General features: G+C 63.3%; 23 protein-coding genes and 1 tRNA gene. 5 read left to right on the top strand and 19 right to left on the bottom strand.

Annotated elements, in window-relative coordinates:
* Nucleotides 1-6: 6 nt before the first annotated feature.
* The 6 genes from HCO70_RS06925 to HCO70_RS06900 form a co-directional block, all read right to left on the bottom strand.
* Entirely contained in the window at nt 7-1896 is a 1890-nt protein-coding gene (locus HCO70_RS06925; protein ID WP_172294345.1) for a bifunctional sugar phosphate isomerase/epimerase/4-hydroxyphenylpyruvate dioxygenase family protein, read from the bottom strand.
* 4 nt (nt 1897-1900) lie between these two features.
* Nucleotides 1901-3196, bottom strand: a complete 1296-nt coding sequence (locus HCO70_RS06920) for a TRAP transporter large permease (RefSeq protein WP_172294344.1) — start codon at nt 3194-3196, stop codon at nt 1901-1903.
* Nucleotides 3189-3710 carry a TRAP transporter small permease gene (locus HCO70_RS06915; RefSeq protein WP_172294342.1) on the bottom strand — a complete coding sequence of 174 codons (522 nt, stop codon included), beginning with the start codon at nt 3708-3710 and terminating at the stop codon, nt 3189-3191. Before HCO70_RS06915 ends, HCO70_RS06920 begins: the two co-directional genes overlap by 8 nt.
* Nucleotides 3711-3771: 61 nt before the next feature.
* Complete coding sequence (gene dctP, locus HCO70_RS06910; protein WP_172294340.1) at nt 3772-4752, bottom strand: TRAP transporter substrate-binding protein DctP; 981 nt, start codon at nt 4750-4752, stop codon at nt 3772-3774.
* A 64-nt stretch (nt 4753-4816) separates the two neighbouring features.
* Nucleotides 4817-5806, bottom strand: coding sequence for a TRAP transporter substrate-binding protein DctP (gene dctP, locus HCO70_RS06905; RefSeq protein WP_172294338.1), 990 nt, complete (start codon nt 5804-5806; stop codon nt 4817-4819).
* Nucleotides 5807-5845: 39 nt separating this feature from the next.
* Nucleotides 5846-6694: a shikimate dehydrogenase gene (locus HCO70_RS06900; protein ID WP_172294336.1), complete on the bottom strand. Its 849-nt coding sequence runs from the start codon at nt 6692-6694 to the stop codon at nt 5846-5848.
* A gap of 218 nt (nt 6695-6912) precedes the next feature.
* On the opposite strand from HCO70_RS06900, the gene HCO70_RS06895 reads away from it, so the two are divergent.
* On the top strand, nt 6913-8565 hold the full coding sequence (locus HCO70_RS06895; RefSeq protein ID WP_172294334.1) for an alpha/beta hydrolase fold domain-containing protein: 1653 nt from the start codon (nt 6913-6915) through the stop codon (nt 8563-8565).
* 140 nt (nt 8566-8705) lie between these two features.
* Here HCO70_RS06895 and HCO70_RS06890 read toward each other — a convergent pair.
* The 6 genes from HCO70_RS06890 to HCO70_RS06865 all read right to left on the bottom strand — a co-directional run bounded on the left by HCO70_RS06890 (nt 8706) and on the right by HCO70_RS06865 (nt 13518).
* Nucleotides 8706-8789 (bottom strand) — tRNA-Leu (locus tag HCO70_RS06890).
* 53 nt (nt 8790-8842) lie between these two features.
* Nucleotides 8843-9427 carry an HNH endonuclease gene (locus HCO70_RS06885; protein ID WP_172294332.1) on the bottom strand — a complete coding sequence of 195 codons (585 nt, stop codon included), beginning with the start codon at nt 9425-9427 and terminating at the stop codon, nt 8843-8845.
* A gap of 246 nt (nt 9428-9673) precedes the next feature.
* A complete protein-coding gene (locus HCO70_RS06880) occupies nt 9674-11317 on the bottom strand; it encodes a hypothetical protein (protein WP_172294331.1) in 1644 nt (547 codons plus the stop codon).
* Between the two features lie 181 nt (nt 11318-11498).
* The gene (locus HCO70_RS06875; RefSeq protein WP_172294329.1) at nt 11499-12164 is read right to left on the bottom strand and encodes an alpha/beta hydrolase; all 666 of its coding nucleotides are present in this window, start codon (nt 12162-12164) and stop codon (nt 11499-11501) included.
* Nucleotides 12161-12790 (bottom strand): DNA-3-methyladenine glycosylase 2 family protein, encoded by a 630-nt coding sequence (locus HCO70_RS06870; RefSeq protein ID WP_172294327.1) that lies wholly within the window; start codon nt 12788-12790, stop codon nt 12161-12163. The genes HCO70_RS06875 and HCO70_RS06870 overlap by 4 nt, the downstream gene beginning before the upstream one ends.
* Complete coding sequence (locus HCO70_RS06865; protein ID WP_172294325.1) at nt 12772-13518, bottom strand: cobalt-precorrin-6A reductase; 747 nt, start codon at nt 13516-13518, stop codon at nt 12772-12774. The genes HCO70_RS06870 and HCO70_RS06865 overlap by 19 nt, the downstream gene beginning before the upstream one ends.
* 196 nt (nt 13519-13714) lie before the next feature.
* Here HCO70_RS06865 and cobA point away from each other — a divergent pair, with 196 nt between their 5' ends.
* From cobA to HCO70_RS06850, 3 genes are all read left to right on the top strand, one after another.
* Entirely contained in the window at nt 13715-14566 is an 852-nt protein-coding gene (cobA, locus tag HCO70_RS06860; RefSeq protein WP_172294324.1) for a uroporphyrinogen-III C-methyltransferase, read from the top strand.
* A 73-nt stretch (nt 14567-14639) separates the two neighbouring features.
* Nucleotides 14640-15905: a cobyrinate a,c-diamide synthase gene (locus tag HCO70_RS06855; RefSeq protein ID WP_172294322.1), complete on the top strand. Its 1266-nt coding sequence runs from the start codon at nt 14640-14642 to the stop codon at nt 15903-15905.
* A gap of 39 nt (nt 15906-15944) precedes the next feature.
* Complete coding sequence (locus tag HCO70_RS06850) at nt 15945-17171, top strand: MFS transporter (protein WP_172294320.1); 1227 nt, start codon at nt 15945-15947, stop codon at nt 17169-17171.
* Nucleotides 17172-17231: 60 nt separating this feature from the next.
* Here HCO70_RS06850 and HCO70_RS06845 read toward each other — a convergent pair whose 3' ends face one another.
* The 7 genes from HCO70_RS06845 to HCO70_RS06815 form a co-directional block, all read right to left on the bottom strand.
* The gene (locus HCO70_RS06845) at nt 17232-17831 is read right to left on the bottom strand and encodes a superoxide dismutase (protein WP_172294318.1); all 600 of its coding nucleotides are present in this window, start codon (nt 17829-17831) and stop codon (nt 17232-17234) included.
* A gap of 130 nt (nt 17832-17961) precedes the next feature.
* Nucleotides 17962-18528, bottom strand: coding sequence for a sarcosine oxidase subunit gamma (locus HCO70_RS06840; protein ID WP_172294316.1), 567 nt, complete (start codon nt 18526-18528; stop codon nt 17962-17964).
* Nucleotides 18521-21502, bottom strand: coding sequence for a sarcosine oxidase subunit alpha family protein (locus HCO70_RS06835; RefSeq protein ID WP_172294315.1), 2982 nt, complete (start codon nt 21500-21502; stop codon nt 18521-18523). The genes HCO70_RS06840 and HCO70_RS06835 overlap by 8 nt, the downstream gene beginning before the upstream one ends.
* On the bottom strand, nt 21499-21828 hold the full coding sequence (locus HCO70_RS06830) for a sarcosine oxidase subunit delta (RefSeq protein WP_172294313.1): 330 nt from the start codon (nt 21826-21828) through the stop codon (nt 21499-21501). Before HCO70_RS06830 ends, HCO70_RS06835 begins: the two co-directional genes overlap by 4 nt.
* A gap of 69 nt (nt 21829-21897) precedes the next feature.
* The gene (locus HCO70_RS06825; protein ID WP_172294311.1) at nt 21898-22185 is read right to left on the bottom strand and encodes a hypothetical protein; all 288 of its coding nucleotides are present in this window, start codon (nt 22183-22185) and stop codon (nt 21898-21900) included.
* Between the two features lie 315 nt (nt 22186-22500).
* On the bottom strand, nt 22501-22815 hold the full coding sequence (locus HCO70_RS06820; protein ID WP_172294309.1) for a hypothetical protein: 315 nt from the start codon (nt 22813-22815) through the stop codon (nt 22501-22503).
* Between the two features lie 124 nt (nt 22816-22939).
* Nucleotides 22940-24184, bottom strand: coding sequence for a sarcosine oxidase subunit beta family protein (locus tag HCO70_RS06815; protein ID WP_172294307.1), 1245 nt, complete (start codon nt 24182-24184; stop codon nt 22940-22942).
* Nucleotides 24185-24370: 186 nt separating this feature from the next.
* Here HCO70_RS06815 and ccmI point away from each other — a divergent pair, with 186 nt between their 5' ends.
* Nucleotides 24371-25591 (top strand): c-type cytochrome biogenesis protein CcmI, encoded by a 1221-nt coding sequence (ccmI, locus tag HCO70_RS06810; protein WP_172294305.1) that lies wholly within the window; start codon nt 24371-24373, stop codon nt 25589-25591.
* The last annotated feature ends 6 nt before the right edge of the window (nt 25592-25597 follow it).

The raw sequence follows: 25597 nt of genomic DNA, 5'->3' as shown, positions 1-25597 counted from the left end.
CATGTCCTAGCGTTTCGGGATGCCGGGCTGCGGCATCAATCGCCGCTGCGCTGCGATACGGAACGGTGCGTTCGGCGCGCCATAGCCGGCGTAGCCGTCCTTCCGCTGCATCACCTCGAAAAAGATCCCGTCACCGAAGCTCTTGGAATATATCTGGAAAAACGCCCCGCTGGCGTCCTCGTCATAGAGGATGTCATGCGCCCTCAGGCGTGCGACGAATGTCTCGTCCAGCCCCAGACGGGCCGCGAGATCTTCGTAATAGTTATCCGGCATCGGCAGCGCCTCGAACCCGTTGGCGGCCAGAGCCTCGGCGGTTGCGAAGATATCGTCGGTGGCAAAGGCGACGTGCTGCACCGAAGATCCGAAGCTGTCCGCGATGAAGCGGCCCGCGAAGGTCCGGTGCGTCTCCGCTCCGTTCAGAGTCACCCGCAGCGCACCATCCGGCGACTCAATGGCCTGCGACCGCACCAGCCCGCCGGGATCCACCACGTCCACCGTCGCCAGCTTCCGCGTGTCGAACAGAGAGATGTAGAACAGCGACCAGGTCAGCATCTCTTCGTAGTTCATCGTCTGCGCGATGTGGTCGATCCGGGTCAGCCCGGCGCCCTGTCCGCCGCCATCCGCGACCGGCTCGAACTCGATCTTCCAGACGTCGGCCAGATCGCTGGACCGGTCGATGAAATGCAACAGCCCGCTGCCGACGCCGCGGATCGCCGGGATATCAAGCTCTCCCGGCCCGACAGGCTGGCTGAACGGCGTCGCGCCCAGCGCCTGCGCCCGTTCGACCGTCGCCGGTGCGCTCTCCACCGTCAGCCCGACATCGCAGACGTTCAGCCCGTGCGCGATATGCGAGGTATGGGCGAAGCCCTCGGGATCGGTGTTCAGAACGATGCGGATTTCGCCCTGCTGCCAGACCTCGACCTGCTTGGCGATGTGCTGTCCCGCGCGATGAAACCCCAGCGACAACAACAGTTTGCGCAGGTTTTCCGCCTCGGAATCGTTCGCGGCGAATTCCACGAAGGCGACGCCTTCGGGCCGGATCCGTGGCGGGATCTCCGGCACGTCGATGGCGATCCCCGGCTCTGCCCGTTTCACCTGATCCATCAGCCAGACCAGCGAGCGATAGCCGTCCAGCGCGATCGCGCGCGGCGACCCGCCCCGGAACTGATCGTTGAACACCTCCAGGCTGATCGGCCCGTCATAGCCCGTCGCCGCCACCGCCCGCATGAACCCGGTCACATCCAGATCACCTTCGCCCGGCATGTTTCGGAAGTGACGCGACCAGTAGAGCAGGTCCATCTCGATCATCGGTGCGTCGGCCAGTTGCACGAAGAAGATCTTGTCACCGGGAATGGATCGGATCGACTGCGGGTCCAGCTTGCGCCCCAGCGTGTGAAAGCTGTCGACGATCAGCCCGATATTCGGATGATCGGCCCGGCGCACCACCTCCCATGCGTCGCGGTGGTCCCAGACATGCTTGCCCCAGCACAGCGCCTCGTATCCGACGCGCAGGTCCCGCGCTGCCGCCCGTTCGCCCAGCTCCGCGAAATCCGCCGCCATCCGGTCGATCCCGCCCAGAGCCTTCGGATGCACCGACGAGCAGACCAGCACCAGGTCCGTCCCCAGTTCCTGCATCAGATCGAATTTGCGCTCCATCCGGTCAAACGCGCGGGCCCGTTCCGATTCCGGCAGCCCCTCGAAATCTCGGAACGGCTGGAACAGCGAAATCTCCAGCCCGTGATCGCGCACCATGGCCCCCACCTCGCGTGGCGAGGCGTCGAAGGTGATGAAGTCCTGCTCGAAGATCTCGATCCCGTCGAACCCCGCCGCCGCGATTGCGGCAAGCTTCTCGCGAAGGTCCCCGGCGATGCAGACGGTGGCAATCGAGGTCTTCATCGGATTACCCCTTGTAGCCCAGCAGGCGCGGCAGCCAGAGCACGAAGTCCGGCACGAAGGTGATCACCAGAAGCGCCACGACGAGCGCCAGAAGAAACGGCCACAGGTCGCGGACGATCCGTGCCAGCGGCTGCTTGGTGATCGACGATACGATGAACAGCAAAAGCCCGTAGGGCGGCGTCACCAGCCCCAGCATGGCGTTGACCACGCAGATCACGCCGAAATGCACCAGGTCGATGCCCAGCGCCTGCGCGGTCGGGATGAAGATCGGCACGATGATCAGCAGGATCGCACCCGATTCCAGGATGCAGCCAAGCGCCAGGAACAGCACGTTGATCGCCAGCAGGAAGCCGACCTTCGACAGCTCGTATTGCGCCAGGAACGCCGCCAGCGAATCCGGCACGTTCTCGCGCGTCACCACGTACTGGAACGTCAGCGCGCCCGCGATCAGGATACCCACCGTCGCGGTGGACCGGGCCGAGGCCAGCAGCGTCTGGTAGAACTGGCGAAACGAGACCGAGCGATAGAAGATGACCGAAATCGCCAGCGCATAGAACGCCGCGACCGCGGCCGCTTCGGTCGGCGTCATGACCCCGCCATAGATCCCACCAAGCAGGATCACCGGCAGCATCAGCGCCGGAAACGCGCGGACTGTGACCATCGGCATCTCCCGCAGAGGGATCGCCTCGTCCGTCTCGAAGCCGCGGCGATGCGCAATGATCATGTTCATGATCATCAGCACGACGCCCATCAGCAGACCCGGCGCCATGCCCGCGGCGAACAGGTAGCCCACCGACTGGTCGGAGACGAGCGCATACAGAACCATCGGGATCGACGGTGGGATGATCGGCCCGATCGTGGCCGAGGCGGCGGTGATCGCCGCGGCATAGGACGCGGTGTATTTCCCGTCCTTCGTCATCATGTTGATGATGATCTTGCCCATGCCCACCGCGTCGGCCACGGCAGACCCGGACATGCCGGAAAAGATCAGTGACGACACGACGTTGACGTGACCCAGCCCGCCCTTGAACCGCCCCACCAGCGCCTGGCTGAACCGCAGCAGCCGATCCGCGAGCGAGCCGATATTCATGATGTCGGCGGCCAGGATGAACAGCGGGATCGCCAGCAGCGTGTAGCTGTTGAAAAGCCCCTGCAGCAGCGTCTCGGACGCGATGGAGGGATCGAACCCCTTCATCATCAGATAGACGGAAGAGCCGCAGATCATCGCCAGGCCCATCGAGAGCCCGCCGAAGGCGAGGAACGCGATCAGGACGATCGCAACGGTAAACGGATCAGTCATAGTCGTGGGTACCCGCCGTCATGGGCGTATCGAACGCCGGGCCAGAACCGGAAATGCCGCGCCAGATGCTGATGAAGCAGCGCACGATCACGGACAGGGCGAAGGGTATGTAGATCGCGAAGACATAGTCGAAGCGGATCTTCATATAGGCGGTCTTCTCGATCGCCATGAAACTGATGTAGTCCCACACGTAAGGCAGGGTCCAGATGAAGATCCCGGCGCAGATTGCGCCGGTCGTTACATCCAGCACCCGGCGGGCCCAACGCGGCAGCAGGGCATAGATGATGTCCAGCCGGATCACGTCGGCCTCGCGCACAACGAAGGCATAGCCGAACAGGATCCCCCAGAGCCACGCGATGGACACGAACTCGACCGTCCAGCCCAGCGGCAGGTTCAGCACGTAGCGGAACACGATCTGGATCAGGAAGCTTACGAAGAGCGCCCCGAGTATCAGCGCCAGAAAGTTCTCGGCCCGTCGTCCGAGCCACTCGTAGATATTGCGCAGGCGGTCCATTCTGCCCCCGGTTAGCATTCATGCGGGGCCCGGCGGGTGAAGCGCCGGACCCCTTCCTGCCTCAAAGCTCGTCGATCTTCTCGAGCAGTCCTTCCGGCCAGTCCTCGGCGAATTTCGACGCCTTGTAGACTTCCAGCACGTGATCGCGGAACGCGGTCTTGTCGGGCTCGTAGATCTTCAGCCCTTCGCCCTCGAAGAAGGACACAAGCTCGTTCTCCTGCCCGATCACATACTCGGCCATGTCGTTCTCGAACTGGTCGGCGCAGGATTGCAGCGTCTCCTGCTGCTCCGGCGTCAGGCTGTCCCATTTCGACATCGACACCGCGAAGACGTTGTTCGACATGCGGTGCCCGGTCAGGATGATCTGGTCCGTTACCTCGTAGAACTTCATCGACTTGTCGGTCGGCAGTGGGTTGTCCTGCCCGTCGATCGCACCGGTCTGCAACGCAGTATACACCTCGGTAAAGGCCAGAGGCGTCGGGTTCGCGCCCAGCGCTTCGCCCAGGAACTGCCAGCCTTCGCCACCCGGCATCCGTAGCTTGATCCCGTCCAGATCAGCAGGCGTCATGATTTCCTTGTCGCCGCGAATATTGACGTGGCGGGTGCCGATATAGGGGAAGCCGAGAACCTTGATATTGGTCTTCTCTTCCATCAGCGCCACGAGGTCATCCAGAACCTCGCTGTCATAGACCGTGCGCATGTGATCGATGTCGCGGAACAGGTACGCGGTCCCGAGGATCGAGGTCTCGGGCACCTGGTTGTAGAAGTCGAAAATCGCAAGGTTCGCCATGTCGAGGTTGCCGCGCTGCATCGCGGTCAGTTCGGTGCCCTGCTTGACCAGCGTCGCGCCGTGATAAGGCTCGAACGCGAAAGCCTCGCCAAGGCATCCGGCAAAGCCCTCGTCCAGCACGGCACTGCGCGGGTCAGCGGCGGCGACGGTGTCGGAATAGATCAGCGAGGGCGCTTCTTGCGCCGAAGCCGACGTTCCCAGCGAAAGTGCCAGCACCGTTCCTGCCGCAAGATGTCTAAGTGTCTGGTTCATTGTCGTTTTTCCTCCCGAATCCTTATCAGTAGGCGCGGCCTCGTTCCGGGGCCGCGCCGTTCGTTCAAAGCCCGTCGATCGCGTCCAGCACACCCTCGGGCCAGTCGGCCGAGAACTTGGAGTTTTTGAAGACCTCCAGCACATGCGTCCGGAACGCGTCCTTGTTCGGCTCGTAGACCTTCAGCCCCTCGCCCTCGAAGAATGAGACCAGTTCGGATTCCTGCCGGATCGTGTCGGCATCCATCGCGTCCTGGAATGCGCGCGCACATTCCTCGACCTTGGCCTGCTGATCGGCATCAAGGCTGTCCCACTTGCTTGCCGACATCGAGAAGACGTTGTTGGCGATCAGGTGACCGGTCAGGATGATCTGGTCCGTCACCTCGTAGAACTTCATCTGCTTGTCGGCCGGCAGCGGGTTGTCCTGTCCGTCCACGGCGCCGGTCTGCAGCGCGGTGTAGACCTCGGTAAAGGCCAGCGGCGTCGGGTTCGCGCCGAGCGCCTCACCCACGAACTGCCAGCCCTCGCCACCCGGCATCCGCAATTTGATGCCTGCCAGATCGGCGGGCGTCATGATCTCCTTGTCGCCACGGATGTTAACGTGGCGGGTGCCGATATAGGGCCACGCCAGAACCTTGATCCCGGTCGCCTCTTCCATCTTCGAGATCAGACCGTCCAGGACGTCGCTGTCGAAGGTCGCGCGCATATGCTCGTAATCGCGCCACAGGTAGGCAGTGCCGAGGATCGAGGTTTCCGGCACTTGGTTGTAGAAGTCGAAGATCGCCAGGTTCGCCATGTCCAGGTTGCCGCGCTGCATCGCGGTCAGCTCTGTGCCCTGCTTGAAGAGCGTCGCACCGAAATACGGCTTGAACTCAAAGCCTTCGCCCAAGCAGCCCGCGAAATTTTCCCTCAGGATGCCGGACCGGCGGTCGGTCTCCTGAACCGTGTCGGAATAGATCAGCTCGACCGCGTCCTGTGCGATTGCGGCTCCGGCGGCGAGACCCGCGGCGACGGCAAAGGCAGCCGTCCGTACGGATTTCAGTGTCAGTCTGGTCATGCGTTCCTCCCTGTTACGCATCGGCGGTGGTCACCGCCGTCAGTTGAAAGAGTCGAATGCCTCCCGCATCCGCTCGATATCCGGCTTCTGGCCGGTGAAAAGTTCGTAGGCCCGGACGGCCTGGTACAACGCCATGCCCGACCCCGGAAGCACCGCGCAGCCAAGCGCCCGCGCTGTTGCCAGCAGTTCCGTTTCCAGCGGGAAATAGACGATGTCGGCGACCCAGTGCCCGGCCTTCAGAGCCTCTGCCGGCAACGGCAGGCCCGGCAGTTTCTCCATCCCTACGGGCGAGGCGTTGACGATGCCGTCCGCTACACCCGCGGCCTCCGCCGCAACCGAAACCGCATCGGCACGCCCGGGCCCATAGTGATCCGCCAACAGAGCGACCAGTTCATCGGCTGTCGCCGCGTTCACGTCGCGTATCATCAAACGGCCCACGCCCTCGTCCAGAAGGGCGTGGGCCACCGCACCGCCTGCTCCGCCGGCGCCAAGAAGAAGGACAGCGTCCTTCTTCGCACCCGGCAGTCCCCGTCGCAGGCTCTCGGCGAAACCCCAGTGATCCGTGTTGTGCCCGAACCGCTTGCCGTTCCGGAACACCACGGTGTTCACCGCGCCGACATTCGTGGCGGCCGGCGACAGCTCATCAATGAACGGGATGACAGCGCGCTTGTAGGGATAGGTGACGTTCAGTCCGTCGAACCCTTCCTTCTGCAGCATGTCGAGGATCGTGCCCGCATTTTCGGGCAACTCGCGAACTTGGGAGTCTATCAGCCGATAGTCGTATTCCAGCCCCTGCGCTTTCGCCGCCTCCATGTGCATGCGCGGTGTACGCGAGCCGGAAATGCCGCTGCCAAGTAGCCCGATCGTCAGCGAACGGGCGCCAGCCATATCGGCTTGCGTGGGCAACGGACGTGACACGCTGGACTCTCCTCCCAGGTTCGGGCCTTTGGCCTCTTGACGGCAGAATGTACTAGGCGGTTAAATTAGTCAACGAGATGTTCGCCATGGTTAAAAACGAACGTGGAGATGCCCCGGACAAGGCGGTTCAGCCGGGCCTTTCCATAGGTTACAACGCCGTAATGACCAGGCGTGGGAGGACGATCGACATGGGTGAGACCGCTTCGGAAGGCCGGACCGGCGATTCGCAACGCGGCGGGTGGAAGCAGGATCCCGACGCCGTCCGCCGCAATATCCTGCAAGTGGCTCGAGAGGTCTTCGCCCAGCACGGCCTGTCCGGTGCCCGCATCGACGAGATTGCGGCGCGCACCCGCACCTCGAAGCGGATGATCTATTACTACTTTGGCGACAAGGAAAAGCTCTACCGCGCGGTATTGGAAGACGCCTATGCCGGTATGCGCAAGGGCGAGGACGCGCTTGACCTCGGCACCTTGCACCCGGTCGAGGCGCTGCGCCAGCTGGCGGAGTTCACCTTCGAACACCACCGTCATGCGCCCGATTTCGTCCGCCTCGTGATGATCGAGAACGTCCATGAGGGCGAGCACATGTCGCGCTCGGAAATCATTGCCGGCCAGAACAGCTCTGTCATCCGCCTGCTCGAAGACATCTACAAGCGCGGTGTTGAGGCCGGGCTGTTCCGCAAAGGCCTCTCGGCGCTGGAACTGCACTGGCACATCTCGGCGGTATCGATCTTCAACGTCTCGAACCGCGCGACCTTCTCGCGCATCTTCGGCGACGACCTGTTCACCGAACGCGGCCAGCGGATGCTGCGCCGGCATGTGGGCGACATGATTCTCGGCCTCGTGATGAAGCCCGGACTTTCCGCCGAACTAGACCTGCCAAGACCCAAGGAGGAGGCACGCATGATCAACCCGGATATCTTCCGGTTCCTCGAGGTGTGGGACGCGAAATGGGCCACGCTAAGTACCGACGCGACTCCCGCCGACCGGCGCCTGCATTTCGAAGGCGTGGCCCGCGACATGCGTTTGCCAACGCCACCGGAAGTGGAGACGGACGAAGAGCACTGGATCGACAGCGACGGAGGTCCGGTGCGGGTGCGAATCTTCCGCCACTCCAGTGGAGGCAGCCAGCCGGCGCTAATCTACATGCATGGCGGTGGCTGGATGCAGGGCAGCCCCGAGACCCACTGGGACATCACCGCGCGCCTGGCGGCTTGGAACCGGCAGACCGTGATTTCGGTGGATTACGCGCTGGCACCGGAACATCCCTTCCCCGACGCCTACCAGCAGATCCTCGCCATCGCGAAGTGGGCGCATATCGAGGCAGACAAGCTGGGTATCGATCCTGCGCGCATCGCCATCGGCGGCGACAGCGCGGGCGGCAACCTTGCCGCCTGCGTCGCACTGACCTGCCGAGACGAGGACGTACCGCTTTGCGCGCAACTGTTGATCTATCCCGCCTGCGACTTCGACCGCTCGCGGCCTTCCTACGAGGAAAACGCCGAGGGGCCCCTGCTGAAAGTCGCCGGCATGGCCGCGACCAATGCACTCTACTGCGCGGATGTCCAGCAGCTCAACAGCGACGCCCGCATTGCTCCTCTCGCCGCAAGCACCCACGCCGGACTGCCTCCCGCCTACATCGCCGTCGCCCAGAACGATCCCCTGCGCGACAGCGGCCTTGCCTATGCCGAGGCGCTGATGTCCGCCGGAGTCGATGTCACGACGGACAGCGGGGAGGGCCTGATTCACGGCTACTTACGTGCGATGGAGTACTGCGAGGACAGCGAGGCCAAACTGAGGGCAATGGCAGGCTGGCTTCGGGCCATTTATGGCCAGAGCTAAAGCTTGAGCCAACGACCTGCCCGCCTCAAAGATGAGCTCGGCAAGTCACTCTGGTGGCCCGCTTTCGGAACCTAGGCTGCGCCCAGACTTGAACCCGGCAAACCAGTCGGGACGGTTGAGGAAGATGTTCAGCTTTTTAGTGGTGCGGGTGAGAGGACTCGAACCTCCACGCCAAAGGCGCCAGAACCTAAATCTGGTGCGTCTACCAGTTCCGCCACACCCGCATTACGCGCCTCATAGCAAAGGCACGAAGCGGTGGTAAGGCCAAATCGGCGTGTCAGGCCTCGAGTTCCGCGTCCCAATAAAGGAAGTCGACCCAAGTTTCGTGCAGATGGTTCGGCGGGAACCTGCGGCCCATGTTCCGCAATTCCTCCGCGCCAGGCTGCCGGGGTGGCTTGCGCAGCGACATGCCAACCTGCCGCAGGCTCTTCGAGCCCTTTCGCAAATTGCAGCAGGAACAGGCCGCCACCACGTTCTCCCAACTCGTGACCCCGCCCCGCGACCGCGGAACCACATGGTCAAAGGTCAGATCCCCCTTGGATCCGCAATACTGGCAGCGGAATTCATCCCTCAGAAATAAATTAAAGCGCGTGAAGGCCACGCGCTTTTGGGGTTTTACATAGTCCTTCAGGACGACAACCGACGGTATTCGTATCTCGGTCGAAGGGCTCCTCACGCAGGTGTCGTACTCTGCCACGATGTCCACCCGGTCTAAAAAGGCCGCCTTCACCGCCTCTTGCCAGGGCCATAGCGACAACGGGTAGTAAGACAGCGGCCGGTAGTCTGCATTCAGTACCAGCGCCGGATAATGCCGCAGCGCATTCGGCTCCCTGACAAAACTTGTCCTGAAATCTCCATCCATGGCCCGACTCCGTTCCCGCTCTGCCCGCCCGTTGTTCCGGCGCCAGAGCGGGGATCCCGCCCCAGCTTAACCGCGACTATATATGGCGGTACGAGCCACGCAAGTCCAACTACATGCAGTACCGCCGCTGCTTCCGTAAACCGGGAACGCAACGAGCATATGACAGTTATCCCCAAGTCGCGATGCTGAGCAATCGGGCACCATCTGTCTGCGGCGGCGAAGCGACAGGACCCCGCGCCGTATGCCTCAGCGCAGGTTGAACTGAGTCGATATTCCCAGTGAATAGCGCGTGCTGTCCTGCGCGATCAGCGTGCCGATTCCATAGCGACCGATCGCGTTCGACGCATTCAGATCGACCGACAGCGAACTGCCTGGCACCGTATAGCGCATGCCCGCGGCCCATGTCGTATCCTCGCCGTCCCCGCCCACCGGCGTTGCCTCGGCAATCAGCTCCAGCCCGTCGAACAGCTCGTAGTTCACCCCCAGACCCAGCCCGTAGATCTCAACATCGCCAAAAGCGCCCAGTTTTGGACTCGCGGTTACTGTCAGCGTGTCGTTGAACTTGTAGCTTGCCGAGGCATCGACATAGGCTGCACCAACGCCCGGGGTGTCGCCATCGATCTGGCGGCCGAACAGACCGGTCATCGAAAGCGAGAGCGGATCGCCGTTGTTCTGGTCGAGGAAGCGCAACTTCAGACCCAGCATGTAACGGGCGCCATCCGACGGCACGAGCGCCGGATCGGCGGTGCCGTCATCCGCGTACTGCTCGATTACAGCGACAATCTCGCCATCCCGGTCCGGGCTGAAACGCAGCACGCCGCCATAGTTCTCGTCGGTTCCGCCCCAGGCACCGGCCAGGAACGATCCGGGTTCGATGACATCGGCGGAAAGAAGGGTAAAGCCATTTTTTTGCAGGTTGGCCTGCCGCTCGGTCAGCGGCGCAATCGGGCCGCGATAGGTCGGCCGGTATTCCGCCCCTGGCGTATAGGTCAGGCGCACGCCGAACAGAGGCTCGTCACCATCGGGCCAATGCGTGAGGATCGAGGTCGCCGGCGTGATGCCAACACCATTTGTCAGATACAGGTCCAGCGCCGCCTTCGGCGTCACTGCCCAACGGGTCCCCGCCGTCCATACGGGAACGTTGTCGATCGCCGCCGTGTCGGTGATAGTGTTGCCGCCGGAGCCGAAAGGCATATCCACCGATGCGTAGAATGCCAGCCGCTGTGTCGCCTGATAGCTGACACCGGCACCGACATAGGGAACAATGCCATAGAAGTCGTTGCCACCAAGTTCATCAGGAAAGACCGACACGCCAGGGGTCAGGTGAACTTGAAGCTGCGGCGAGAAGGAATAGCTGAACGGCGCCTTGACCGAACCAACGATCTCGCCATCGCCGTCACCCGGAAAAAGATTGGAATCGAAGCGGAAGAACTCGACCGAGCCCTGCACCGCACCGCTCAGTCTCCCGTTGTCGAGGTACCGGTACTTGACGAAGCCCGCGACCGTATCCACGCCAATGGCCGGGTAGTTGCCGTTGATCGGGTTCACCGGGGGATCTTCGTAGGTCTGGTAATCCAGTCCGTAGGTCAGATTGTTTCGCGGCGAATAGTAGATGCCACCATGGTACATCTGGTTGCCGGTGCCATTCCCCTCGGTTGGGTCGGTCTGCACCGTTCCGATGTTCAGCACGAAGGTTCCTGTGGGTAAGGTGTTCGCCGTCTCGAAATTGCCGATCCGGACGGGCGGCTCCTCCACCGGGGTAGCCCGGTCCTCCAGCAAGATCCCCTGAGTGACCTCGACTGCTGGTACATGGCTGTAATCCTGCGCCAACGACGGGACCAGCGCGATCGGCGCAACCGATGCGGTCAGTGCTGCAATTGTGTATCTCATCGCACGGCGTGGGCTGCGAATTCGCATCGAACAAGGTCTCCCGTCAATCAGACCGCGCGGGGCAGCTCCGCAATTCAACCAAATGTGCCATGAACCCGACGTCGCTTGAACTGGCAATTCCGCGTTTCCGGCGAAAAACCGCTAGCCGATCCGATACTCTGGCATTCCTGCAACGCTGCGCTCAGTCAACACCCAGCTTTTCGCGCATGAAGGCCAAAGCGACCGAGAGCCCATCCGGCGAGATGCCGTGTCCGGTCCCTTCCATTACGTGGGCGTAGACCTCGAAACCTGTAGTGTTCAGGGCATTTCCTGCTTCCTGCAGGGATTCGAACGGCACCACCTCGTCCTGGTTGCCGTGGATCAGCAAAACCGGCGGCTTGCTCACCACCTGTTCTTTCAGCTGTTCCGGCGCCAACAAACGTCCAGAAAAACCGACGACCCCCGCAACCTGTTCAGAGCGACGCGGCGCCACGTGCAGGCCTATCATCGTGCCCTGCGAAAACCCGAAAAGGATGACGTCATCGGCTGTTACCCCCTCGTTCTCGATCGCTTTGTCGAGAAATGCGTCAAGGTCTTTCGCAGACTGCTTCATGCTCGCCGTGGCCGCCTCTTCCGCCGAGCCGTCCAACCACGGGATCGGAAACCACTGATAGCCGATAGGATTGGTTAGACATTTCTCCGGCGCATTCGGCGCCAGAAACACCGTGTCCGGCAGATGCGGTGCCAGCGGTTCCGCCAAACCCAGCAGATCATTGCCGTCTGCGCCATAGCCATGCAGGAACACGACCAGCGATTTCGTTTCTCCTGACGCAGCCTCGCGCCGCCCGCCCGTAAGCTCCCGGATCATCGTATCCCTTCCCTGTCCTTCGCGACCCGGTAGTAGGCCCAGAGCAGCCTCGCCGCAACCGCGCGCCACGGTGACCAGGGCTCCGCCATCTCACGCAGCGCCTTTTCGGTCGGGCGCACGTCGGTTTCGAACAAAATCCGGGCAGCTTCCTGCAGTGCCAGGTCTCCTGGCGCGAATACGTCCGCTCGCCCCAGCGAGAACATCGCATAGATCTCCGCCGTCCAGCGCCCGATTCCCGGCACCTCGACCAGAGTCGCGATCACCTCCTCGTCGGGGAAACCGCGCAAGTCGCTGAACCGGATCCGCGCCTCTGCCAGCGACCGCGCATAGCGGATCTTCTGACGCGACAGCCCACAGGCGCGCAGGTCCTCTTCCGTCGCCCACAAGATCTTGCGCGGTCCAGTCAGGTTTGCCGCCTTCATCCGTCGCCAGATCGCATCCGCCGCCGCCACGCTTACCTGCTGACTGACGATTGCCGACAACAACGGCTCGAACCCGTCTTTCTTCCGACGCAGTGGCAACGGTCCGGTCTGCTCCAGCGCGAGGGCAAACCGTGGTTCAATCGCCGCCAGGTGCGCCGCACCTTCGGCCACGCAATCCGGTGTTGCTATGATCCGTCCGACCACGTCAGCCCTTTCACCCAGTCCAGTGCCTCTTCTTCAGTCTCGAAGCGCAGCGCCTCCGGCTGCTCCGGCCGATTCAGCAAGATCACCTTGATCCCCAGTTTTCTTGCGGCGTCCAACTTCGACCGGCTGGCGTCGCCGCCCGAATTCTTCACCACCAACACATCCACGCTCAGCCGCGTGAACAGCGCCACTTCATCCGCTACGCTGAATGGCGGACGTCCGACCAGGTACTCACCGCCAGCAAATGGAAATGGCGACGTCGGCGAGTCGATCCGGCGGCAGATCACCCTTTGACCCTGAAGTCCCGCGTACCGGTCCAGCCCCGCTGGCCCAGTCCCTAGGAACACCGTTGCGCCTTCCGGAACCAGTGCCACCGCATCTTCCTCGCAATCACAAAACACCCAGGTGTCGCCCGCCTGAGGCACCCAGCCCGGCCGCAAGACCTGCGCGTAAGCCACCGACTCTTCACCACAAATCGCCGCTGTCCTGTGTGAGATCCGAACAGCAAAAGGATGCGTTGCGTCGAGCACCGCAGAAATCTGATTCTTGCGCAAAAAATTGCGAAATGCTTCACGACCTCCGAAACCGCCGACTCTGGTCGGTAGTCCGAGGTCCGCAGGAGCATGCGTTCCACCCGCCAGAGAGGCCATTGCGTCCAGACCCTTCTTGGAGAGCGCCCGGCCAATCCTACGTCCCTCCCTCGTGCCGGCCAGCAGCAGAAGTCTCATTCCGCACCCCTCATCGCCGCTTCGCCCCAAAGCCGCATAGCGCTGTCCTGGTTGCGGCAGCGGCGCGGGTGCCTTTGGTCAGACCATGGCGCAGCCGTTCCTGGGACTTCCGGTTCATCGCCGCGACTATAATCACGCTACCTAGCGCCGCCAATCCGCGCTTTGCCGGTCGACGCCGCGGGTGCATAACACTGAAATGACCGACTCGCCCGACCTCCCCGCCGGCAACTGGCCGGAGCTGAAACCCGGCTGGGTCTGGCTCTGCGGCGCCGGGCCCGGTGATCCCGGCCTCCTGACCCTTCACGCCCTGAACGCACTGAGACAGGCGGATGTCATAGTTTTCGATGCACTTGTCGAGCCGGAGATCCTCGACTGGGCGCCGCAGGCCGAGCACATCTATGCCGGCAAGCGTGGCGGCAAGCCTTCGGCGAAACAGCGCGATATCTCGCTGCGCCTCATCGACCTCGCTCGCTCCGGCAAACGCGTCCTGCGCCTGAAGGGCGGTGACCCCTTCGTCTTCGGCCGCGGCGGCGAAGAGGCGCAGACCCTGATCCAGCACGGCGTTCCCGTCCGCATCATTCCCGGCATCAGCGCCGGCATCGGCGGGCTCGCGTATGCCGGCATCCCGGTGACCCACCGTGACGTCAACCAGTCGGTCACCTTCGTCACGGGTCACGACCAGTCTGGCGAAACACCATCGTCTCTGGATTGGAAAGCGATTTCAGACGGGTCGCAGGTGATCGTTATTTATATGGGTATCAAGCACATCGCGCGCATCGCTGCCGCACTCCGCGACGCCGGCCGCCAGATGTCCGAGCCCTGCGCTGTCGTTGTCTCCGCGACCACGGGCGACCAACAGGTTCTCGAAACCACACTTGGCAGTCTCGAATCGGATCTCTCAGCTTCGGGTCTCGAACCGCCAGCAATCATCTGCGTCGGTCGCTCTGTCCTGATGCGCCAGGTGCTCGACTGGCAGTCCCTAGCCTTGGGCGAGGCTCCGCGCAATCTCGATCCCCTAGGCCGCGGTAAACCTGCCGAAACCGCCTGAACCAAATGCGCGAACTCTCATTCTTCTGGCCAAAAAAAACTTTGCCGGACGCATGCTCCGCAGGAGCATTCAATTGCCCGGCCTGATCCTCTCATCGCCCGCCTCCGGCAGCGGCAAAACGACCGTCACGCTCGGGATCCTGCGCGCCCTCACCCAACGCGGTATCCGGGTAAAGGGCGCAAAATCCGGCCCCGACTACATCGATCCGCGGTTTCACGAGGCCGCCTGTGGCGCACCCTGCCTCAACCTCGATGCCTGGGCCATGTCCGCACCCCGCATCCGCAGCCTCGCAGCCACCGGCGACTTGCTACTGATCGAAGGCGCGATGGGCCTGTTCGACGGCGCTCCTCCAGACGGCAAGGGCGCGACCGCCGACCTTGCTCGTATCCTCGAGCTGCCAGTGATACTAATCGTCGATGCCGCCCGCATGGCACAGTCCGTCGCAGCGATTGTATCTGGTTTCGCGAGGTACGATCAGCAAACCCGCATCACCGCGGTCATCCTCAACCGCGTCGGATCCCTCCGGCACGAAGCCACGCTCCGCCGCGCCCTCGCGCCTCTCGGTCTGCCCGTCCTTGGCGCCATCCCGCGTGATGCGTCCCTTGTACACCCTTCTCGCCATCTTGGCCTCGTCCAGGCACAGGAACGCCCCGACCTAAAGGCATTTCTCGACCGCGCCGGCGCATTGGTCGCCCAAGCCGTCGACCTCGATGCCCTGGCTGCCCTCGCTTCACCACTCCCCCCGAAGGAATCCGCGCCGGTTTTGCCGCCGCCGGCCCAGAATATCGCGCTTGCGAGCGATGAAGCCTTCGCCTTCGCCTACCCACACCTTCTGCAAGACTGGCAGGCACAAGGCGCCGAGATCCGTCCCTTCTCGCCACTTGCTGACGACTCGATCCCAGAAGCCGATTTCGTTTTCCTCCCTGGCGGCTACCCGGAGCTGCACGCCGGCCGGATCGCAGGCGCGGAGAATTTCCTGTCCAGCCTGAATAAGACCGCACAATCTATTGATATATATGCGGAATGCGGCGGATACATGGTCCTCGGAAAGACCCTGACAGACGCCGACGGTCACACCCACAAGATGGCTGGTCTGCTGGCGCTGGACACGAGCTTTTCCTCCCGCAGGCTACACCTCGGTTACAGAAACCTCACGTCGCGCGCCGGTCCGTTCCACGGCCCTCTCAAAGCCCACGAGTTTCACTACGCCACAACCATCCGCGCCGAGGGCGAGCCGCTTTTCGACGCCACCGACGCCGAGGGGAAAACCCTCCCTGCGATGGGCTTGCGCGGCGGACGGGTCTGCGGCTCTTTCGCGCATATAATCGACGCGGGCTAAGGCTTCCCTTCCCCGCGAAGCGGCGATAAGCGCAAGGATATGTCCGACATCGTAGAGTCACCGCACGCAGACAGCGACCGCCGCGCAAAGCGCAACGTTGCGATCCTCGTCGCCGCGCAGGCAATCCTTGGTTCCCAGATGCCGATGATCTTCGTCCTCGGCGGCCTCGCCGGTCAGTCACTGGCGAGCAATCCCTGCTTCGCCACGCTGCCGATTTCTCTGATCGTGCTCTGCTCGATGCTTTCTGCCACCCCGCTGTCGGCGTTCATGCAGCGATATGGACGCCGGGCCGGGTTCTTCCTCGGCACCGCCGGCGGCGCGGCTGGCGGCGCCATCGGCGCGCTCGGCCTGCTCTACGGCAGCTTTGGTCTGTTCCTGCTGGGATCTGCCTTCACCGGCATCTACATGTCCGCCCAAGGCTTCTACCGCTTCGCTGCGACCGATACAGCCACCGACGAGTTCCGCCCCAAGGCGATCTCCTGGACGATGGCTGGCGGCCTCCTCTCAGCCGTCATCGGCCCGCAGCTCGTCAAGGTGACCAGCGACGCGATGGTGATCCCGTTCCTAGGCACTTATCTCGCCGTCATAGCGCTGAACATTTTCGGATCGCTGCTATTCCTAGGGCTTGATATCCCGCGCCCGCCCGCCCCCTCCGCCAACAGCCCAAGTGGCCGCACGCGCAGGCAGCTTCTGACCACGCCGCGCATCGCCGTCGCCATCATCTGCGCCATGGTCTCTTACGCGCTGATGAACCTGGTCATGACCTCCACCCCGCTGGCCATCGTCGGCTGCGGGTTCGAACAGAACGACGCCGCGAACGTGGTTTCGGGTCATGTCCTTGCGATGTTCGCGCCGAGCTTCTTCACCGGCCACCTGATCGCCCGCTTCGGGGTGGAGCGCATCGTCGCCACCGGCCTCGCAATCCTCGCCGCCGCCGGGGCCGTCGGGCTGGCCGGCGTCGCGCTCGAGAACTTCTATATCGCCCTGATCCTGCTCGGCATCGGCTGGAACTTCGGCTTCATCGGCGCCACGACGATGCTTGCCGGCGCCCATACAGCTGAAGAACGCGGCCGTATCCAGGGCCTGAATGACATGATCGTCTTCGGCTGCGTCACCGTCGCGTCCGTCGCCTCGGGTGGGCTGATGAATTGCTCGGGCGGTACGCCGCAGGCCGGCTGGACCGCCGTGAACCTCGCCATGGCACCGTTTCTGGCCCTGGCTGGCGGCGCTCTGATCTGGCTGTTGATGCGGCCGAGGGACGCCTGACGCGCAAAGAAAAGGGCCGCCCCACAGGGACGACCCGAAGTCTCCAGTATTGGAACGCCCTCACATGCGCGAAGCGACGTTCTCCCAACTCACCAGGTTGTCGAGGAAGTTGGTCAGGTAGGCCGGACGCTTGTTGCGGAAGTCGATGTAGTAGGAATGCTCCCACACATCGCAGCCCAGCAGCGCGGTCTGGCCAAAGCACAGCGGGTTCACGCCGTTCTCGGTCTTGGTAACCTTCAGCGAACCATCGGTGTCCTTCACCAGCCAGGCCCAGCCGGAACCGAACTGTCCGGCACCGGCAGCGGAGAAGTCTTCCTTGAACTTGTCGACCGAGCCGAAAGCCTCGACCAGCGCCTTTTCCAGCTCGCCCGGCATGGCTGTGCCGCCCGGCGCCATCATTTCCCAGAACTGGTTGTGGTTCCAATATTGCGAAGCGTTGTTGAAGATGCCGTTCTGGGCGACCGCGGACTTGTCATAGGTGCCCTTGATGATCTCTTCGACCGACTTGCCTTCCCACTCGGTCCCCGCGATGGCCTTGTTGCCGTTGTCGACATAGGCCTTGTGGTGGATGTCGTGGTGGTACTCCAGCGTCTCCTTCGACATGCCGCTGCCAGCCAGCGCGTCATGGGCATAGGGAAGATCGGGAAGTTCGAAAGCCATGGGAGGTCCCCTTTTCCTTGGGCAATTGGGTCTAGGGGAGAGAAATGGCATGAAGCGCAGAAGGTCAAGGGCCGACGCGGGAAATGGCCTGCGCGCAGATGCAGGCCGGTGCCGTCCCTATTCCACAAGGCTAGAAGTAGCCTACCTCGCTGCCGGGAATCGCCGCGCCTTTCAGGATGTCGAAAACGTACTGCGCCACCGACCGGAAACACATGACCTCGAACGCGGACTCGCCGGTCATCCAGATGCCGGCTGGCACCTGCGCCAGCCGGGTTCTGCGCAACACGCCCGGGCCCAAAGCATTCGGCGAAACATCAGCAGGCGTCAATTTTGCAAGCACTTCCCGCACGTCCAGCCCAGAGACCCGGAACAACGCCCGAGCATCGGACACGTCGACCACCAGCGCATGTGTATCAGCTAAGGCGTTTTGCAGGCCGACTACGATTTCCGGCACAGCGTCGTAGGCGCAGAAGACCATCAGCTCATCGGGCGACAGCCAAGCGATGGCTGTCCCGACGCCAAACAGGACCCGCCCGGTCTCAGGTACATCAATGCCGACGGCCGATCTCACCGCTGCCTGCAACGCGGCGGACTCGAAGTCGCCCCGCACTGTCACCATCCCGCGCGGCGGCAACGCCTCCACCTTCGCGAACCCGTCAAATCTGGCGCCGGCCAGCGCGCTCACCGGTTCAGACATTCTGCTTCTCCCCTTCCGGGTCATAGAAGACCGGGCTGACAATCCGTGCTTCCACTGTCCCGCCATCGGTCCGGTTGAACTGCAGCACCTCGCCCATCCGGTCCGGCCCATGCCTGACCAGTCCCATCGCAATGCCATGACCAAGCGTCGGCGAATGGTAGGTCGAAGTCACGCGCCCCTGCACGTTCCGCTGCCCGTTCGCGTTCTGCCCCTCGGCAATCGCATAAGACCCGTCCGGCAGAACCGATCCGTCCAGCGTCTTCAGCCCGACCAGCTTCCACCGCTCCGGATCCGTCATGTGCGCCCGCGCCTGCGCCCGCTTGCCGAGATAGTCTTCCTTCTTTTTCGAGATCGCCCAGTCGAGCCCCAGATCCTGCGGAATGACGGTCCCGTCTGTCTCGTCCCCGATCATGATGAAACCCTTCTCGGCGCGCAGAACGTGCAGCGCCTCAGTGCCATAGGGCATCGCGCCGAACTCGCGCCCGGCCTCGGCAATCAGGTCCCAAAGGGCGCGCCCATGGTTCGCCTTCACCGCGATCTCGTAGGACAATTCTCCAGAGAAACTAATGCGGTAGACGCGGACGTTGATCCCACCCAGCTCTCCATCCGCCCAGGTCATGAACGGCATCGCTTCTTTCGAGACATCCATGCCGCCGACCAGTTCCAGCACCTCTCGCGCCTTCGGTCCGACCACGCCGATCTGCGCATACTGCTCGGTCAGGTTCGCGGTATAGACCATCCAGTCCCACCACTCGGTCTGCAGCCATTCTTCCATATGCGCATGGATGTGCTCCGCGCCGCCTGTGGTGGTGTGGCAGAGGAACGTGTCCTCGTCGATCCGCGCCACCACGCCATCGTCCATCAGGAACCCGTTCTCGTTGCACATCAGCCCGTAACGGCAGCGCCCCGGCTGCAACGTCGACATCATGTTGGTGTAGAGCATGTCCAGGAACCGGCCCGCATCAGGCCCCTTGGCAAGGATCGTCCCAAGTGTCGAAGCATCAAGCAAACCAACGGCTTCGCGGGTGTTCTTCACTTCTCGCTCAACCGCCGCCTCAACGCTTTCGCCCTTCTGAAGATAGCAGTATGGCCGCCGCCACTGACCGACCGGCTCCCAATGCGCGCCATTGGCTTCGTGCCAGCCATGCAGCGGCGTACGTCGCAATGGCTGGAAGGTTTCCGCCCGCGCAGCACCCGCGATCGAGCCAAAGGAGATCGGCGTATAGGGTGGCCGGAACGTGGTTGTCCCCACCTGCGGGATCGCCGCACCCAGTGCATCAGAAAGAACCGCCAGTCCGTTGATGTTGCTCAGTTTACCCTGATCGGTCGCCATTCCCAGCGTGGTGTAGCGCTTGGTATGCTCGACACTCTCGAACCCTTCGCGCGCGGCCAGTTGCACGTCAGACACCTTTACGTCGTTCTGATAGTCCAGCCACATCTTCGACCGCAGTTTATGGCCGGCGCCGCGCGGCATCATCCAGACCGGCGAGACAGGCGCAGCCTCTTCCGGCGCGGCCACCGGCGCCTTCACGCCATCCGGCGCAATCCGGTGCGCGTCGGCCAGCACTTCCGCCGTTCCCAGTGCGCCGTTCGCCGCGCCGACCGCCGTCACGAAGGCCTCGCCCGACGCCCCCGTGGGCGCCTTTTCCGGATCGGGCCGGAAACAAGCGCCCGCTTCATCCCAGATCAGCTTGCCCCCGCAATGCGACCACAAGTGCACGACCGGCGACCACCCGCCCGACATCGCCACCGCATCGCACTGGATCTCCTCGACAACCGTTCCGTCGCTCGCCTGCTCACAGACGGCAACACCGGTCACCCTGGCCCGACCCAGCACCTTCGCCACGCCGCGTCCCGTCTCCACCCGGATACCCAGCGCCCGCGCCTTTGCAATCAGCATACCTTCGGGCGCAATCCGTGCATCCAGCACCGCCGGCACCTCCAGCCCCGCCTCGGTCAGGGCGATCGCCGTCCGGTAGGCGTCGTCGTTGTTCGTTACCACCACGGTCCGCTGCCCGAGGCTCACGCCCCAGTTCACAGCATAGTCCCGAACCGCGCCCGCCAGCATCACGCCCGGCACATCGTTTCCGGCAAAGCTCAGCGGCCGCTCGATGGCACCCGTCGCCACCACAACCTGCTTCGCCCGGATCCGCCACAGCCGGTGTCGAGGCAGCCCGTCCTGCGGCGCGTGTTCGGTCAGCCGCTCATATGCCAGCACATAGCCGTGGTCATACACCCCGGCCCCCATGCAGCGGGTCCGCAATCGTACATTCTCTTCTTCTTCAAGTGCTTCGATGGAATTCTTCACCCAAAGATCCGCCGAAACCCCGTCGATCTCGTCCGCATCCACAGGCGCGCGGCCGCCCCAATGGGCCGACTGTTCGATCAGCATCACCTCGCCGCCGCCGGCCGCCGCTGCTCGCGCCGCAGTAAGCCCGGCAATACCGCCGCCGATCACCAGAACGTCCACATGGGCGTAGAAATGCTCGTAGATATCCGCGTCGCGATCCTTCGGCGCCTTGCCCAGACCAGCAGACTTGCGGATGAACGGCTCGAACAGGTGCTTCCAAGCGGATCGCGGGTGAATGAAGGTTTTGTAGTAGAACCCCGCCGGCAGAAACCGCGCCGCATAGTTGTTCACCACGCCCACATCCATTTCCAGGCTCGGCCAGTGATTCTGACTTTGCGCCTGCAACCCTTCGAACAGCTCGGTCGTCGTTGCGCGCTGGTTCGGTTCGAACCGCGCGCCGGACCCAAGGTTCATCAGTGCGTTCGGCTCTTCCGGGCCGGACGCCACCACGCTGCGCGGCCGGTGATACTTGAACGACCGCCCCATCAGGTACTGCCCGTTCGCCAGCAGTGCCGAGGCCAGCGTATCGCCGTCGTACCCGGTCATCGTCTTGCCGTTGAACGTGAACTCGAGCGCGCGCCCGCGGTTGATCAGGCGCCCGCCCTCTGCCAGTCGGGTGGTCATTCGTACTCTCTCCAGCTCCAGCCGGGACGTTTCGAGGAAATGGCTTCGCGGATTTCCTGCGGCGGCTCCGTCACCTGCGCCGGATAGGTGCCGAACACCTCCAGCGTAACGGTGCAGCGCGCGGCATGGAACCACTTGCCGCAGCCCGCCGAGTGCCGCCAGCGCTCGAAATGAACGCCCTTGGGATTCTCGCGATGGAACAGGTAGCCTTCGAAATCGTCATCCGAAGATCCGGGCCCGGACCTCTTCAGATGTGCTTCGCCGCCAGGTACCAGCTCGGTCTCGTCGGCCATGACGCCGCAATAGGGACAGCGGAGGATCAGCATGGCTGACCTCCGCAAATGCCACGGGCGGGCACACGCCCGTGCCCGCCCGCGCCGTGTTCGTGAGTGACCTTAGTTTGCCGGTGCTGCCGGAGCTTCTCCACCGGCGGCAGCCGGTGCAGTAGCGTCGCCAGTGGCGGCCGGCGCTTCGACGGCGCCTGTTGCAGCAGGATCAACGGTTTCAGTCCCGCTGGGACCGGTCGCCGCGCCGAAGAAAACCAGGCCGACCAGTATAACGACGGCCAGACCGGCAATCCAAAGCCAGCCGCTACCGCCAGAGCTGACGGCTCTGTACTCTGGATCTTGCAGCCCATAACCGGGCCGCTGGTTGTGCGGGGAATGTGGGGTATTCTCGTACATGTTGCGACCTCCTTCTTACGCTGCTTGAAAGGTAGGTCGCGAGTGCTCCCGCGGGTAGGCAGATCCAGTATACCACGGGACTCTGGGCCATTTCCCGCGCTCTTCTGCATTGCGGCTAGGCTAAACGCCGCCGCGTTGTGAATATTTTCCTGACGCAGCGGAAACCCGCCGAACACGATGCGGATTTTTGCCCACATAACAACCCCCTGCAAGTAACTATTCAAGACGCCGGCAACAGGCATAAAAAGGCCGGGGACAGCATGGTCCCCGGCCTTTTGATAGGAAGTAAGGGCGTCGGCGCGCCGGTGGTCGATCCTACTCGGACGGAGCCACAGTTGCTTCCGCGTCTGCGCTGGCGCCGCCATCAGCTGGCGCTTCGGTGCTATCGCTGTCAGCTGCGGCTTCGCCACCGGCAGCACCAGAGGCATTGCTGTCGACGTTAATCTCGACATTACCGCCGTCGCCCGCAGGCGCTGCCTGATCGAAATCGGCGCCGTAAACGAGGTAGGCGATTGCCGCGACGGCGACCAGCAGGCCGCCGACGATGAACGCCAGGACTGAGTTGCCGCCGCTGCGTTCGCGGATATGAGTTTCGCGAACGTGGTCGCGGTCGTAATTCGTGTCTGCCATCGAAACACTCCTTTCGCATTTGTTGCGCCACAAACGCGAAATCTCCGGATTCGGTTCCGTTCCGGGCGCGACGCCAGGCCATCGGGCGACGATTGCGCCCGGTTCGCCACACTGTCCAACCGCATCAATGCGCCACTCCCGCGGCGACGCTTTCGTCCACGAAACGCCCCTCGCGGAAGCGGTCTAGCCCGAAATCCGCGGTCAGCGGCGAATGCCCCTTTGCGATCAGTTCCGCCATTCCCCAGCCAGAGCCGGGGATCGCCTTGAATCCGCCGGTACCCCAACCGCAATTGATGAACACGCCCTCTACAGGCGTCTTCGACAGGATCGGCGACCGGTCTCCGGTCATGTCGACGATCCCGCCCCATTGCCGAAGCATCTTGAGACGCGAGATCATCGGGAACGTTTCCACCAGCGCCCGCACAGTCTCTTCAATGTGATGGAAAGAGCCTCGTTGCGTATAGTTATTGAATCCGTCCGCCCCGCCGCCGATCACCATCTCGCCCTTGTCGGATTGCGACATGTAGCCGTGGACAGTGTTCGCCATCACAACCACGTCCATACAGGGCTTGATCGGCTCGCTTACCAGCGCCTGCAGCGCTACTGACTCGATCGGCAAACGGAACCCGGCCATATCGGCCACCACGCCCGAGTGCCCGGCAACGACGATTCCAAGCTTGCCGCAGCCAATATCGCCGCGCGTCGTGGTCACCCCGGTGACCTTGCCGCTCTCAGTACGGACGCCTGTGACCTCGCATTTCTGGATGATGTGCATACCCATGGCGGAACAGGCCCGAGCATAGCCCCAGGCAACCGCATCGTGCCGTGCCGTACCGCCACGCGGCTGCCAAAGCGCGCCCAGCACCGGATAGCGCGGACCGCCGATGTGGATGATAGGGCACAATTCCTTAACCCGATCCGGCCCGATGAACTCCGTTGCCACGCCCTGCAGGGCGTTTGCATGTGCCGTCCGCTGATAGCCGCGCACCTCGTGATGGGTCTGGGCCAGCATCATGACCCCGCGCGGGCTGAACATAACGTTGTAGTTCAGGTCCTGACTCAGCGTCTCGTAAAGCGAACGCGCCTTCTCGTAGATCGCCGCCGACGGATCCTGCAGATAGTTCGACCGGATGATCGTCGTGTTCCGCCCGGTATTCCCACCGCCCAGCCAGCCCTTTTCCAGCACCGCGACATTGGTGATGCCGAAATTCCTGCCGAGGTAATAGGCCGTAGCCAGCCCGTGCCCGCCCGCACCGACAATCACAACATCGTAATGCGGTCTGGGCTCCGGCGAAGCCCAAGCTTTTTCCCAGCCCATGTGCTGGCGCATGGCTTCCCGGGCGATTGCAAAGGCGGAATAGCGTTTCATCGGCGAATCCTGTGGGTCCGGCTGCGATCCTACATGCTGCGGCGCGAGACGCACGCCATGGCAATCTGCGGCACTCTCTCCCATTTTCGCGACATGCCGCCAGCGGGACCAGTCGCCGCAGCCACGGATTGGGGGTTTTGCCGGCGCGGCCCAATGGCTAGATGGTGGGCGGACAAGGGAGAACCCATGCTGTTCTGGATCGTCTCCAGCATTCTGGTGACCGTGATCGCGGTGCTTTTGGTGCTCGCGCTTATGCGTACACGCGCCTCCGATGATGCACCGTCGGAAGCCTTCGACATGCAGGTCTACCGCGACCAACTGAAGGAGGTTGATCGCGACCTCGCGCGCGGCACTATGTCCACGGAAGAAACTGAGCGTGTCCGCGTTGAAGTTTCGCGCCGCCTTCTCGAAGCCGACCGCGCCGCGCAAATTGCCAATACCGGCACCTCCGCACCAAGCCATGTCACCTATGCCGGCGCCGGCCTCACTGTATTGCTGCTCGCCGGCGCCTTCCTGCTCTACCGCCAGATCGGCGCGCCCGGCTATCCGGACCTGCCTCTCAACGCCCGCCTCGCCGCTGCCGAAGACCGAATGCAGAACCGCCCCTCGCAGGAAATGGCCGAAACCGCGGCCGACTTGAACCGCCCCGGTCCACCGGAACTCGACGCAAACTATGCGGAACTGATGACCCGCCTCCGAAACGCGATGGAGGAAAACCCTGACGACCAGCGTGGCCTGCAGCTACTGGCGGCAAACGAGGCACGCATCGGCAATTTCGCCGCCGCCTACGCAGCCCAGCAGCACCTGATCGAGGTCAAAGGCGACGCCGCGACAGCCACCGATTACTCCGATGCCGCAGACATGATGATCCTCGCCGCGGACGGCTATGTTTCGCCCGAGGCTGAACGCCTCCTGCAGCAGGCGCTGACCCGCGATCCCGGTGACGGTCCGGCCCGTTATTACTACGGCCTGCTCTACGCCCAGACCGGCCGGCCGGATCTCGCCTTCCGGACATGGCGCGCCCTGCTCGCCGACTCGCCGCCCGACGCGCCCTGGGTTTCCCCGCTTACCCAGCAGATGCCGGCCCTCGCCCGGGCGGCTGGCGAACGCTGGACCATGCCAACGATGCGCGGCCCCACCGCCGAGGACATCGAAGCCGCCGGAGAGATGACCGCCGAGGAACGCCAGGGCATGATCCGCGGCATGGTCGACGGCCTCGCCGCGCGCCTCGCCGACGAAGGCGGTCCGCCAGAGGATTGGGCCCGCCTGATCGGCGCACTGGGCGTGCTGGGTGAAACGGAACAGGCCTCCGCCATCTGGACTGAGGCGCAGACGGTTTTCGCCGACTTGCCGGATGGGCTGGCCACCGTCCGCGCTGCCGCGGTTCAGGCCGGAGTCGCGCAGTGATCTGCC

Origin of the sequence: Pseudoruegeria sp. HB172150, from assembly GCF_013184805.1 — a bacterium.
Taxonomy (GTDB): Bacteria; Pseudomonadota; Alphaproteobacteria; order Rhodobacterales; family Rhodobacteraceae; genus Psychromarinibacter.
This window is presented reverse-complemented; position numbering and strand designations above follow the sequence as displayed.